Below are 12732 nucleotides of genomic sequence, written 5' to 3'. Positions count from 1 at the left end.
CGGTATACCCTTTCGTGGGGCTAAAATTCATGGGTGGGTTGTGGCGGCGGCTGACCCCCCGCGGGTGTGGCCTGGCGCCCCCCCCCCTCCCCGGCCGCTGCGCGGCCACCTCTCCCCCACTTCGTGGGGGCGAGGAACCCAGGTCTTGTGAGGCTTCGGCGATTGGCATTTCCTCGCCCCACGAAGTGGGGAGAGGTGGTTTGCGAAGCAAACCGGAGAGGGGTCTTCCTTGGCAACGCTGCGCTTTCGCGATGTGCAAATGGCGCACCCCCTTCCACCCATCCCGCCGCCATGCCATGTTCTCGCTCGCGGCCGGGCAGGCCGCTTCATTCCGGGGGGAAATCATCATGTCGTCCTACGCTTTCGCGCGCCGCGTCGCCGCGTCGCTTTGCCTTGCCGCACTGTTTGCGCCCGTCGCGCATGCCGGCGATGTCACTTTCGAGATCAAGAACAGCCATCCCAACGCCATGCGCGTCGAGCTCTACAGCCAGGACCGCGATCATGTCTGGCCGGGCAACAATCAGGATTACTATCTCAACGACGGCGAGACCAAGGCGATCCCGCTGTCCTGCAGTGACGGCGAATCGATCTGCTACGGCGCCTGGGTCGATGGCGACGAGAATACCTATTGGGGCGTCGGCCCCGGCAATACGGAAAAGTGCGACGATTGCTGCTACACCTGCAGTGGCGGCGAGACCGAGGAAATCGATCTGGTTCCGTGACGTGGCAGATCTCCCCCCTTGAGGGGGAGATGTCGCCAAAGGCGACAGAGGGGGTCGCCGCGCATAGAGCGCCAACCTGTTCTGCAGCAGTAGGCCGAGTCCGGTCGTGCCGACCCCCTCTGGCCGCTGCGCGGCCATCTCCCCCTCGAGGGGGGAGAGGGCCGTCCCGCGAGTGCAGGCCGGCAACGCCGGAATTCAAAGCTGAAACAAAAAACCCGCCTCGGCAGGCGGGTCGTTGGAGCCAATTGGCACCATACGCAAATTAGTAGCATAGCTGCCGGCACAAAGCAAGAACAAAATGTGGTGCTGCGAGCAAAAAATGGGAATTCCCTTACCGCCGCGCCCGAGGTCGGCCCTCACGAGGGGGAGAATGCTGCCTTGACGTCGTCCTGACTGTCGCCATAGCGTAGTCCGACAGGAGACCCACCCATGGCAGTGGTCGAAGGCGAGAAGATCGACATCGGCTTTTCGGGAAAACGTTGCATCGATTCGCGCAACTGCGTGCTTGGCGATCCGCATGTTTTCGTGCCCAACGCGCCCGGCCAGTGGATCCATCCCGATGCGGCCAGCGTCGAGAAGGTCGTGGCGCTCGCCGAAGCCTGCCCGTCCGGCGCCATCACCTATATCCGCAAGGATGGCGGGCCGCAGGAACAGCCGCCGGCGGTCAACACTGTGCGCATAAGGGAAAACGGCCCGCTGGCGCTGCATGCCGAGATCGTGCTGGGCGGCGAAACGTCTTACCGCGCCACGCTGTGCCGCTGCGGCGCCTCGGAGAACAAGCCGTTCTGCGATGGCAGCCACACCAAATCGGGCTTCATCGCCACCGGCGAGCCGGCGCTGAAGGACACGCCGGCGCTGGAGGTGCGGAATGGCCCGCTGACCGTCACACCGACGACCAACGGCCCGCTCAAGCTCGAAGGCAATGTCGAAATCGTCACCGGCACCGGCCACACGGTCGACCGCACGCAACGCACCTTCCTCTGCCGTTGCGGCCACTCCGCCAACAAGCCGTTCTGCGATGGCTCGCACAAGCGCGTGGGGTTTGTCGGGTAGGCGGCGCCGCTATCTCCCTCCTTGAGGGGGAGATGTCGCCGAAGGCGACAGAGGGGGTCGGTACGTCCTGACGCCAACGCCATCGCGGCCAGAGAATGCCGGCGCTCCACGCGAGACGACCCCCTCTGGCCTGCCGGCCATCTCCCCCTCGAGGGGGGAGATTACGCTGCCTTGGCCCAGCGCTCGTGCCTTTATCGCCCGGCCCGTATCGGCTAAGGGGCGGGGCAGCAATTCTCCGGACCCAAATATATGACCGCCAAGCCCAAACCCTCACCCCTGTTCCTCGGCATCGACACCGGCGGCACTTACACCGACGCCGTGCTGTGGTCGGAGGCCGGCGGGCCAAGCGGAAAGGTGCTGGCCAAGGCCAAGGCGCTGACCACGCGCCATGATCTGGCGGTCGGCATCTCCGGCGCGGTCGATGCGGTGCTCGAAATGGCCGGCACTGACCCGACTGCGATAAAACTGGTGTCGATGTCGACGACGCTTGCCACCAATGCGCTGGTCGAGGGCCAGGGCGGGCGTGTCGCGCTGGTGATGATCGGCTTTGCCGAGGGCGACCTTGCCCGCGACGGGCTGAAGGCGGCGCTTGGCACCGATCCCGTGGTGTTCTGCCCCGGCGGCCACGATGTCCACGGCAATGCGGCAAAGCTCGATCTGTCCGGGCTGGAGGCAGCTTTGCCGGAACTGGAAAAGTCGGTGTCCGGCTTTGCCGTCTGCGCCTATTTCGCCACCCGCAACCCGGCGCATGAGCTAAGCGCGCGGAACCTGATCCGCGACAGGACCGGCCTGCCGGTCACCGCCAGCCACGAACTGTCGGCCAAGCTCGGCGGCCCGCGCCGGGCACTGACGACATTGCTCAACGCCAGGCTGATCTCGATGATCGACCGGCTGGTCGCGGCAACCGAAGGCTTTTTGGCCGCGCGCAACATTGCCGCCCCGCTGATGGTGGTGCGCGGCGACGGCGCTCTGGTCTCGGCCGCCTTTGCCCGCCAGCGGCCGATCGAGACCATCCTGTCCGGCCCCGCCGCCAGCCTCGTCGGTGCCCGCCACATGACCGGCCTCGACGATGCCGTGGTTTCCGATATCGGGGGCACCACCACCGACGTCGCCGTGCTCGACAAGGGCCGGCCGCGGCTCGATCCGGAAGGCGCCACCGTCGGCGGTTTCCGCACCATGGTCGAGGCCGTCGCCATGCGCACTTTTGGCCTCGGCGGCGATTCCGAAGTGGCGCTGGAGGACGGCGCGCTCAATCCGAGAATCCTGCTCGGCCCGCGCCGCCTGGTGCCGCTGGCGCTGGCCGGCTTGATGCATGGCGAGGCCGTCACATCAGAGCTCGAACGCCAGCTGCGCGCGCCCAACCCCGGCCGCATGGATGGCCGGCTGGCGGTGCGCACCGGCGTGCCGGAGCGGCTGGCGGCCGGACTGACCGGTGCCGAAGCCAAGCTTTACGAGCTGATTGGTGCCGTGCCGCAGGCTCTCGACAGATTGCTGACCTCGAACGCCCAGAACGCCACCTTGAACCGGCTGGTGTCGCGCGGGCTGGTGCATGTCGTCGGCTTCACGCCGTCGGACGCCGCGCATGTGCTGGGCAGGCAGGCCAATTGGGATGCGGCCGCGGCGCGTCTGGGTGCCGAGCTGTTCGCGCGCAGGCGCGACGGCCGCGGCCAGTTCATCGCCGCCTCGCCGGAGGCGATCTCGGAACGGGTGCTGACCGCGCTGACCCGTCTGTCGGCGGAAGTCATCCTCGAGACCGCCTTTGCCGAGGACGGGCTGGATGGCGCGGCGACCGTCGCCCATGCCCTGGTCCAGCGCGCCGTCGACGCGCATCCCGGCATCGCCCGCTTGAGCGTCGCCCTCGACCGTCCGGTGATCGGCCTCGGCGCCTCGGCGCCGCTGCACTATGCCGGCCTGGCCGAGCTGGTCGGCAATGAATGCATGGTGCCTGAGGATACCGACGTCGCCAACGCGCTCGGCGCCGTCGTCGGCCAGGTGCGGGTCTCGGCCGAGGCGCGCGTCAGCCAGCCCAAGGAAGGGCTGTTCCGCGTCGCCTCCGGTGAAAGCGTGCGCGATTTCAACGACGAAGCAGCGGCGATCGCCGCAGCGGAGAAAGATGTGCGGGCGATTGCCGCCGGGCGGGCTAAGGACGCCGGCACCGACAGCGCCGAGATCGAAATCGCCAGCGAGTTCCGCGTCTCCACAGTAGAGGGCCAGCGCATGTTCATCGAGGCGCATGTCGTGGCGGTGGCGTCGGGAAGGCCAAGGATTGCGGTGTGAGCGCGTAATCTCCCCCCTCGAGGGGGAGATGTCGCCGAAGGCGACCGAGGGGGTCGCCGCGCATGAAGCGCGACCCGATTTGGTGCAAAGAAGAGTTGCACTCCACGCGAAGCGACCCCCCTCTGGCCTGCCGGCCATCTCCCCCTCAAGGGGGGAGATCGGCAGCGAAAACGCCCTACCTTCACCCTGAGCTGAATTGACCCTGCCACCGTGACATGCCAAAGGCCCGGCCTAGCCTTTCGTCTGGAGAAGCCCTGATGACCGATCGCGTCGAGATCGCCGGATTGCGGATTGCCCGCGAGCTTCATGATTTCGTCGTGAACGAAGCGATGCCGGGCACCGGCATCGAGGCGGAGGCATTCTGGAGCGGTTTTTCGGCGATCGTCCATGATCTCTCGCCAAAAAACCGGGCGCTGCTCGAAAAGCGCGATGCCATGCAGGACAAGCTCGACCGCTGGTATCGCGACAATGGCGCGCCCGTCGACATGGAGGCCTACAAGACGTTCCTCCGCGAGATCGGCTATCTCCTGCCGGAGGGGCCGGCCTTCAGCGTGACCACCGAAAATGTCGACCCGGAAATCGCTTCGGTCGCCGGGCCGCAGCTGGTGGTGCCGGTGATGAACGCGCGTTATGCGCTGAATGCAGCCAATGCGCGCTGGGGCTCGCTGTACGATGCGCTCTACGGAACCGACGCCATCCCGGAGACGGACGGCGCCGAGCGAGGCAACAAATTCAATCCGGCGCGCGGCGCCAAGGTCGTCGCCTGGGTGAAAAGCTTCTTCGACGAGGCGGTGCCGCTCACGACAGGCAAATGGGCCGGCGTCAACGGGCTTTCGGTCGCCAATGGCATGTTGCGGCTGGGCGAGGGTGCCGGCGCCACCACGCTTGCCAACCTCAGACAGTTTGCCGGCTATCGCGGCGATGCCGCCGACCCCGAAGCCGTCCTGCTGGTCAAGAACGGCCTGCACATTGAAATCGTCATCGACCGCAACAACCAGATCGGCCGCACCGATCCGGCCGGCATCGCCGATGTCGTGCTGGAATCGGCGCTGACCACCATCCAGGACTGCGAGGATTCGGTCGCCGCCGTCGATGCCGAAGACAAGGTGCTGGTCTACCGCAACTGGCTCGGCCTGATGAAGGGCGACTTGGCGGAAGAGATCACCAAGGCCGGCAAGAGCTTTGTCCGAAGGCTCAACCCCGACCGTACTTACACCGCGCCGGATGGCGGCACGCTGACCTTGCCCGGCCGCTCGCTGATGCTGGTCAGGAATGTCGGCCACCTCATGACCAATCCGGCGATATCAGACCGCGACGGCAACGAGGTGCCGGAAGGCATCATGGATGCGGCGCTGACGGCGCTGATCGCGCTGCATGACATCGGCGTGAACGGGCGCCGCGCCAATTCTCGCGCCGGCTCGATGTACATCGTAAAGCCCAAGATGCACGGGCCCGACGAAGTTGCCTTCGCCGTCGAGATTTTCGACCGCGTCGAGGCGCTGCTCGGCGTGCCCAAAAACACCATCAAGATGGGCATCATGGACGAGGAGCGGCGCACCACCGTCAACCTCAAGGAGGCGATCCGCGCCGCGAAAGAACGCGTCGTCTTCATCAACACCGGCTTCCTCGATCGCACCGGCGACGAGATCCACACCTCGATGGAAGCCGGCCCGATGATCCGCAAGGGCGACATGAAGCAGGCCGCCTGGATCGCCGCCTACGAAGCCTGGAACGTCGACATCGGGCTGGAATGTGGGTTGGCCGGCCACGCCCAGATAGGCAAGGGCATGTGGGCGATGCCTGACCTGATGGCGGCGATGCTGGCCGAGAAAATCGTGCATCCCAAGGCCGGCGCCAACACCGCCTGGGTGCCGTCGCCGACGGCGGCGACCCTGCACGCCACGCACTACCACAAGGTCGATGTCCACGCCGTCCAGGCGGCGCTGAAGAGCCGCCCCAAGGCGAAACTGGACGACATCCTGTCGGTGCCGGTAGCAAGGCGGCCGAACTGGTCCCCTGAAGACGTCCAGAAGGAACTCGACAACAACGCGCAGGGAATTCTGGGCTATGTCGTGCGCTGGATCGACCAGGGCGTCGGCTGTTCGAAAGTGCCGGACATAAACGACGTCGGCCTGATGGAGGACCGCGCCACGCTGCGCATCTCCTCGCAGCACATCGCCAACTGGCTGCATCACGGCGTCTGCACGCCCGAGCAGGTCATGGAGACGATGAAACGCATGGCGGCGATCGTCGACCGCCAGAACGAAGGCGATCCGCTCTACCGGCCGATGGCGCCGGATTTCGGCAAGTCCATCGCCTTCCTCGCCGCGTGTGATCTGGTCTTCAAGGGCCGCGTCCAGGCCAACGGCTATACCGAGCCGGTGCTGCACGCACGGAGGCTGGAGCTGAAGGCAAAGCAGGGCACCTGAAGCGAAGGCATGGGAGTCGGTGTCCCCCTCCCCCTTGAGGGGAGGGTGGCCCGAAGGGCCGGGAGGGGTCCTGCAAGAATTGCGCCGACTCCCATTCCAGCGACAAGAACGGGATTGTCTTGGCGACCAATACTCGGTGCCATCTTGATCTGCGCATATCGTGCAGACGTTAAAGGCAGAGCACGTCGCCGGCAACCCCACCCGGCCGCTTCGCGGCCACCCTCCCCCCAAGGGGGAGGGGAACGTCACGCCGCCTGCGCCATCCGCTCCGAGCTCATGCGGTAGGAAATCGCCTCGGCCAGATGGATGCGGCCGACTGTTTCGCTTGCCTCGAGGTCGGCCAGCGTCCGCGCCACCTTCAAGACGCGGTGATAGGCGCGCGCGGAAAAGCCGAGTTTTTCGCTGGCATCTCTGAGCAACGACAGGCCGGCGGCATCGGGCATGGCGATCGCCTCGATGACGGAGGGCGAGCAATGGGCGTTGGTGGTGGCGGTCGCGCCGAGCCGCTCGAAGCGCTCGCGCTGGATCGTACGGGCGCGGGCGACGCGCAGCGCCACCGCGGCACTTTTCTCTGCCCGGTCCGGCCGGATCAAATCGCTGGCCGAGACCGCCGGCACCTCGATCCTGAGGTCGATACGGTCGAGCAGCGGGCCGGAAATGCGCGCCTGGTAGTCGGTGCGGCAGCGGTCGCCGCGCAGGCAGCGATAGCCGGGCTCGCCGGCCATGCCGCAGCGGCACGGGTTCATCGCCGCGACCAGCTGGATACGTGCCGGATAGGTGACGCGATGATTGGCGCGCGCGATCATGCAGTCGCCGGTCTCGAGCGGCTGGCGCAGTGCATCGAGCGCCTGCGGCGAGAATTCGGGGAACTCGTCGAGGAACAGCACGCCGTGATGGGCAAGCGAGGCCTCGCCCGGCCGCACGCGCAGACCGCCGCCGACCATCGCCGCCATCGAGGCCGAATGATGTGGCGCGCGGAACGGCCGCCGGTCGGTGAGTTTTCCTTCGCCGAGTTCGCCGGCCACCGAGGCGATCATCGAGACTTCGAGCAATTCCCTGGGCGCCAGCGGCGGCAGGATCGACGGCAGCCGCTGCGCCAGCATCGACTTTCCCGACCCCGGCGGTCCGACCATCAGAAGATTGTGGCCGCCGGCCGCCGCCACCTCCAGCGCCCGCTTGGCGGTCTCCTGGCCCTTGATGTCGGCAAGGTCGGGCAGGTCGCGCGCCGAGGCATGGATGCCGGCTTCCGGCCGCGACAGAACCTGCGTGCCGCGAAAATGATTGGCGATGGCGATCAGGCTGCGCGGCGCCAATATGTCGAAATCCTTGCCGGCCCAGGCCGCTTCCGGCCCGCAGGCGAACGGGCAGATCAAGCCCTTGCCTTCGGCATTGGCGCCGATCGCCGCCGGCAGCGCGCCGGCCACCGCCGCGATGGTGCCGTCGAGCGACAATTCGCCAAGCACGACATAGCCGGCCAGCATGTCGCCCGGAATGGCGCCGAGCGCCGCCATCAGCCCGAGCGCGATCGGCAGATCGTAATGGCTGCCTTCCTTGGGCAGGTCAGCGGGTGCCAGATTGACGGTGACCTTCTTCGACGGCATCGACAGGCCGGATGCATGCAGCGCTGCCTGCACCCGCTCGCGGCTTTCGGCTACAGCCTTGTCGGCCAGCCCGACGATGTGCATGTTGACCTTGCCCGGCGCGATCATCACCTGCACGTCGACCGGCACGGCCTCGATGCCCTGGAAAGCAACCGTGCGAACCCGCGCCACCATGTCTTCACCCCGGATGCAGGCTTTTGCCCCAAGCCTTTGCGATCATGCCGCGAACGGCGTCACCGGAGACAACCACAGATTTCCGGCGAAGGGCGATTATATATTTGACAAACCCAAGGGGATGAGCGATAACGATTCCAAGGAGTTATCGCCATGTCAGTTCTGTCCCGCCCCTACTTCCATAACGAAGCCGCCGCATTTGAGCATGTAGAGGGTATGCTGTGGCCGCAGGGTCCGGTCTGCCATCACTGCGGATCAATGGACAAGCACTACAAGCTGGCTGGCGTGCGTTCCAAGGCTTCGAAGAAGAACCCGAACGGCGTTGAGCGCCATGGCCTTTATAAGTGCGCCGCCTGCCGTGCCCAGTTCACGGTTCGCATGGGCACGATCTTCGAGGAAAGCCACCTTCCGCTCCACAAGTGGTTGCAGGCCATTCACCTCATGTGCTCGTCAAAGAAGGGCATTTCCTCGCACCAGCTCCACCGCGTTCTGGAATGCACCTACAAGACGGCTTGGTTCCTGTCGCACCGCATTCGCGAGGCCATGCGCTCGGATGACTTCACGCCCATGGGCGGCAACGGCAAGTTCGTTGAGGTCGATGAAACCTACATTGGCCGTCTCGCTGGCGTTCCCAAGCAGAAGACCGGCGCGGCTCACAAGAACACCGTGCTTACCCTTGTGGAGCGTGGCGGTATTGCCCGCTCATTCCATATCGACAGCGCTTCGGTTGCCCGCGTCCTGCCGATCGTCAACGCCAACATCCACAAGGAAAGCGTGTTCATGTCGGACGAGGCGCGCGTTTACGACAACATCGGTCCCGAGTTCGCGGCGCATGGCAAGATCAACCACGGTCGCGAGGAATACGTTCGCGGCATGGTCCACACCAACACCGTGGAAGGCTTCTATTCGATCTTCAAACGCGGCATGAAAGGCGTTTACCAGCATTGCGCCGAACACCATCTGCACCGCTATCTAGCCGAATTCGATTTCCGTTATTCGAACCGTTCGGCCATGGGCATTGAAGACAACGTGCGCTCGCTGATCGCCTTGAAAGGTGCCAAGGGCAAGCGCCTCACGTACCGGCAACCTGCTTGATGCGAGGAAGGAACATTATCGGAAGCCGGTGCAGTTGAAGCTGCCCCTTTGGAAGGGAGAACCGTTTCGGAAGCGGAATAAACGTTGATTCCTAAGGCTGATTCATATATATTGTGATGACCCTGCGGGTCCGAAGTCTCACCAGTTTGGTGTGCCAGCCTCGTCTGGACGGCTAACCGCCTAGGCCCGCAGGCCTTCCCTTGAACTCCCAAATGACGAAGTGTTTTGATGCCCGTGGCGAGCTGCGGAGCAGATCAACAGCGGAGCATTCCCGTTTGAATCTCTGCGCAACAATGTCCTTCGGCGAACCGGCGGTGTAGCCCTTGCGCTTGTTCCAATGGGCGCCAAGACACCCGATTAACAAGTCGGCTAACTGCATCGGCAGGCTTTGCTTTACATGCAAGTTTTTGACCACCACGTAGGGAACGAAGATGCGCCCGAACTTCAACGCAAAAGCCTTGTTGTTCAGCATCTCGCGGAGGTTCGCGATGGGATAGGGAGAGTCGCGGTTCCCGTGGAAGCATCGAATCTTGGAGCAGCCAGAGTACCGCTTATGGACGGCGTAAAGGCTCTGGAAAAGCATTTTGTCGAAGCTAACTTCCCGGTCCCCGTCGTTATAAGTGAAGTGGTCGAACTTATGCATGTCCACGACGAGGCCATGGAAATCCACAACGTGCTCGCGGTTCAGTTCGAAAAACTCATCAATCAGATCTTCGAAAACGTGCCGATTGTGTTTTGTGATACACTTCCATTCGAGCCGCCCATGGAAAGGCATACGCTCCTGGTATCGAGTGAGAATCGAAAATAGCTCAGGAAGGAATGCCGTCCCGCATGTAATGCCGCCAATAGTCATATACCGGGCAGTAAGATCGGTTTCATCCGTGAAGCACGTATAATCACCGAGCCCAACCCCCGCAAAGGAGCCGTGATGCAACGCAAGAACTCTGAAAATTCCGAATCGAACAACAAACAGTATCAGAAATTCAAAGAGGCCGCCCGCGAACTGGAAACCGACCAGTCAGAGGAAGCCTTCGACCGCGTGTTGAAGAAGGTCGTAAAAGCGCCGCCGCCTAAGGACGGCAAAGAGGATAGGCGCTAGCTAACCTTAGGGCTCGTGAAGTACCCCACGAGAAAACCCAAAAGGGTTTTTACCGCGTCGCTAGCCAATTGGATTTTCTCGGAGGTTTTGGAGAACGTAACGGTGGCAAGAGACCACACAATGAATAGGCCGAGAAAACAGAGGAAAACGCTCCCGGTTGAAATCCAAGGCTCGGGTGGAACAACTGGCGCGGATGATTCAGCCTTGGCAACGCCAACTCCGAACGATCCCGCGATAACATGGAGAAACGGGAACATAGCGGTAGCGGCATAGAACCAAGCCAAAACAGCCAACACCATCAGGAATAGCTGCGATTTCTTGTGGGCAAATAGGTATTGCCAGCGCTGCCCCGGCGGGAGGCGCGCCAATTCATCGGCCACACCCAGAGACACCGCGATTTGCCTGTTGTTGGAAAACGAGAATTTCGGAGGGAAAATAGTCGGATTGACCGCTGTCGACGTGCCGCCAACGGCAGGCCCCTTGTAAGGTGATAGTGGGTCGCGTCCAACGGGGAACCACTTCACGTTGATATTGCTGTCGTCAAACTTCACGGAGGTCAGCGATGCGCCTTGTGTAGAGAGGCCAACAGCACCTGAACTATGGGGTATCTTCATTTTGCGTTGCCCATTGCCACGGCCCAATCGGCATCAGATATGCCTGTGATAGATCGTATGTTTTCCAACTTGTCACGTAGCCATATATAATAGGCGATCGCAGTGTTCAAATCCATCACCACCTCGACCTCGACTTCGCGAACGAGGCCCTCCAAGGACTTGGTGACTTGTTCGGCGGCCGGCTTCCCGTCCACAATCTCGAACTTTGAGGTCTTCGGGATCGGCACTCTTTCATTGTAAAAAGATGATGTAATCAGACCGCGCGGCGTGACGCCACCAAAACACCCTTCCGCAAGGACAACGCGGAAATGGTTGCTCTTGTGATACGTCACTTCGACCGTCTGAGTTGGATCAGCCGCTGAAGGTCCTGCCATGTCCACCCCCCGGAGTTGTGGCCGTTAGAGCACGACTACATTTGTTGCGCAACCGAAGCATCCCGAAAATGCACCAACGGTCTACCTGATCGGTCCTGTCGTTGGGTTTGTCAAATATATAATCGCCCGGCGAAGGCAAGAACATTTGGGGAACAGCTGAGCGCCACGGCTGCAATGGTCCGGAACGCGGCCGCTTCCAGAAGCAATGTACGCTAGTTGCGCTTCTCCTCGACGGCATCCCAAAATAGGCTGGCGATGTCGGCGCCGCCGAAGCGCTGCACTTCGCGTATGCCGGTCGGTGAGGTCACGTTGATCTCGGTCATGTAGTCGCCGATGACGTCGATGCCGACAAGGATGAAGCCGCGCTCCTTCAGCGCGGGGCCGATGCGGGCACAGATCTCGCGTTCGCGCGCCGTCAGCTCGGTCTTTTCGGCGCGGCCGCCGACATGCATGTTGGAGCGGGAATCATGCTCGGCCGGTACCCGGTTGATGGCGCCGACAGGCTCGCCGTCAACCAGGATGATGCGCTTGTCGCCAGCCCGCACCTCCTTGAGGTAGCGCTGCACGATGTAGGGTTCGCGGAACAACTGGTCGAACATTTCGAGCAGCGAGGCGAGGTTGCGGTCGGCCTCGTGCAGGTGGAAGATGCCGGCGCCGCCATTGCCGTAGAGCGGTTTGACGATGATATCGCCGAACTCCTTGCGGAAGGCTGCGACCTCGAGAGGGTCCTTGGTGATCAGCGTGTCCGGCATCAGGTCGGGAAATTCGGTGACGAAGATCTTTTCCGGGCTGTTGCGCACCCAGGCCGGGTCGTTGACCACCAGCGTCTTCGGATGGATGCGCTCGAGAATATGCGTGGTGGTGATGTAGTTCATGTCGAAGGGCGGATCCTGCCGCAAAAGGATGACGTCCATCTCCGAAAGATCGGTGCGGACTTCTTCGCCCAGCGAATAATGATTGCCCTTCTCGTCGCGGACCTGCATCGCCTCGATACGGGCAAACACCTTGCCGTCGCGCAGCGACAGCCGGTCGGGCGTGTAGTGGAACAATTGGTGGCCGCGCCGCTGCGCCTCCAGCGACAGTGCAAACGACGTGTCGCCGGCTACCGACACGGTGGAGATGTGGTCCATCTGGACGGCGACTTTCAGGGGCATGGCAGCTCTCCGGCGCACTTGGAGCGATCCACTTGGACGCACAAAGTACGCTCCAACATTTCTTGAATCCATGCATCGTGCTTTCCGAAAATCGATTCCGATTTTTCGGGCCGATGCATCGACGACAGCGATATAAGGAA

The 12732-nt window shown here is 63.0% G+C and carries 11 protein-coding genes; 6 read left to right on the top strand and 5 right to left on the bottom strand.

Translation table 11 applies throughout. The features are described from left to right. The first annotated feature begins 347 nt into the window (after nucleotides 1-347). From NKI47_RS07795 to NKI47_RS07780, 4 genes are all read left to right on the top strand, one after another. Nucleotides 348-722: a hypothetical protein gene (locus NKI47_RS07795; RefSeq protein WP_352588940.1), complete on the top strand. Its 375-nt coding sequence runs from the start codon at nucleotides 348-350 to the stop codon at nucleotides 720-722. A 429-nt stretch (nucleotides 723-1151) separates the two neighbouring features. Next, the gene (locus NKI47_RS07790; protein ID WP_352588937.1) at nucleotides 1152-1775 is read left to right on the top strand and encodes a CDGSH iron-sulfur domain-containing protein; all 624 of its coding nucleotides are present in this window, start codon (nucleotides 1152-1154) and stop codon (nucleotides 1773-1775) included. Between the two features lie 249 nt (nucleotides 1776-2024). Beyond that, nucleotides 2025-4052, top strand: coding sequence for a hydantoinase/oxoprolinase N-terminal domain-containing protein (locus NKI47_RS07785; RefSeq protein ID WP_352588934.1), 2028 nt, complete (start codon nucleotides 2025-2027; stop codon nucleotides 4050-4052). A 257-nt stretch (nucleotides 4053-4309) separates the two neighbouring features. Beyond that, complete coding sequence (locus NKI47_RS07780; protein WP_352588931.1) at nucleotides 4310-6481, top strand: malate synthase G; 2172 nt, start codon at nucleotides 4310-4312, stop codon at nucleotides 6479-6481. 245 nt (nucleotides 6482-6726) lie between these two features. Here the strand turns inward: NKI47_RS07780 and NKI47_RS07775 are convergent, their stop codons facing one another. Further along, nucleotides 6727-8256, bottom strand: coding sequence for a YifB family Mg chelatase-like AAA ATPase (locus NKI47_RS07775; RefSeq protein ID WP_352571552.1), 1530 nt, complete (start codon nucleotides 8254-8256; stop codon nucleotides 6727-6729). Nucleotides 8257-8409: 153 nt separating this feature from the next. Between NKI47_RS07775 and NKI47_RS07770 the strand changes: the two genes are divergently transcribed. Beyond that, complete coding sequence (locus NKI47_RS07770; RefSeq protein ID WP_352588927.1) at nucleotides 8410-9351, top strand: IS1595 family transposase; 942 nt, start codon at nucleotides 8410-8412, stop codon at nucleotides 9349-9351. Nucleotides 9352-9523: 172 nt separating this feature from the next. Here the strand turns inward: NKI47_RS07770 and NKI47_RS07765 are convergent, their stop codons facing one another. Then, nucleotides 9524-10285, bottom strand: coding sequence for a hypothetical protein (locus NKI47_RS07765; protein WP_352588924.1), 762 nt, complete (start codon nucleotides 10283-10285; stop codon nucleotides 9524-9526). On the opposite strand from NKI47_RS07765, the gene NKI47_RS07760 reads away from it, so the two are divergent. Then, complete coding sequence (locus tag NKI47_RS07760) at nucleotides 10280-10450, top strand: hypothetical protein (RefSeq protein WP_352588921.1); 171 nt, start codon at nucleotides 10280-10282, stop codon at nucleotides 10448-10450. The genes NKI47_RS07765 and NKI47_RS07760 overlap by 6 nt on opposite strands. Here NKI47_RS07760 and NKI47_RS07755 read toward each other — a convergent pair. The 3 genes from NKI47_RS07755 to gshB form a co-directional block, all read right to left on the bottom strand. Next, complete coding sequence (locus tag NKI47_RS07755) at nucleotides 10447-11064, bottom strand: hypothetical protein (protein WP_352588918.1); 618 nt, start codon at nucleotides 11062-11064, stop codon at nucleotides 10447-10449. The genes NKI47_RS07760 and NKI47_RS07755 overlap by 4 nt on opposite strands. Further along, a complete protein-coding gene (locus NKI47_RS07750) occupies nucleotides 11061-11438 on the bottom strand; it encodes a hypothetical protein (RefSeq protein WP_352588915.1) in 378 nt (125 codons plus the stop codon). The genes NKI47_RS07755 and NKI47_RS07750 overlap by 4 nt, the downstream gene beginning before the upstream one ends. A 212-nt stretch (nucleotides 11439-11650) precedes the next feature. Continuing rightward, nucleotides 11651-12592 carry a glutathione synthase gene (gene gshB / locus NKI47_RS07745; protein WP_023679866.1) on the bottom strand — a complete coding sequence of 314 codons (942 nt, stop codon included), beginning with the start codon at nucleotides 12590-12592 and terminating at the stop codon, nucleotides 11651-11653. Nucleotides 12593-12732: the final 140 nt, after the last annotated feature.

Origin of the sequence: Mesorhizobium sp. M0633 (genome assembly GCF_040320645.1) — a bacterium.
In the GTDB taxonomy this organism is placed as follows: Bacteria; Pseudomonadota; Alphaproteobacteria; order Rhizobiales; family Rhizobiaceae; genus Mesorhizobium.
The sequence above is the reverse complement of the archived record's forward strand: the minus strand, read 5'-3'. Positions and strand labels throughout refer to the sequence as shown.

Coding starts and splice junctions, on each gene's coding strand:
- NKI47_RS07795 (WP_352588940.1), top strand. CDS start 348: ATGTCGTCCTACGCTTTCGCGCGCCGCGTCGCCGCGTCGCTTTGCCTT.
- NKI47_RS07790 (WP_352588937.1), top strand. CDS start 1,152: ATGGCAGTGGTCGAAGGCGAGAAGATCGACATCGGCTTTTCGGGAAAA.
- NKI47_RS07785 (WP_352588934.1), top strand. CDS start 2,025: ATGACCGCCAAGCCCAAACCCTCACCCCTGTTCCTCGGCATCGACACC.
- NKI47_RS07780 (WP_352588931.1), top strand. CDS start 4,310: ATGACCGATCGCGTCGAGATCGCCGGATTGCGGATTGCCCGCGAGCTT.
- NKI47_RS07775 (WP_352571552.1), bottom strand. CDS start 8,256: ATGGTGGCGCGGGTTCGCACGGTTGCTTTCCAGGGCATCGAGGCCGTG.
- NKI47_RS07770 (WP_352588927.1), top strand. CDS start 8,410: ATGTCAGTTCTGTCCCGCCCCTACTTCCATAACGAAGCCGCCGCATTT.
- NKI47_RS07760 (WP_352588921.1), top strand. CDS start 10,280: ATGCAACGCAAGAACTCTGAAAATTCCGAATCGAACAACAAACAGTAT.
- NKI47_RS07755 (WP_352588918.1), bottom strand. CDS start 11,064: ATGAAGATACCCCATAGTTCAGGTGCTGTTGGCCTCTCTACACAAGGC.
- NKI47_RS07750 (WP_352588915.1), bottom strand. CDS start 11,438: ATGGCAGGACCTTCAGCGGCTGATCCAACTCAGACGGTCGAAGTGACG.
- gshB (WP_023679866.1), bottom strand. CDS start 12,592: ATGCCCCTGAAAGTCGCCGTCCAGATGGACCACATCTCCACCGTGTCG.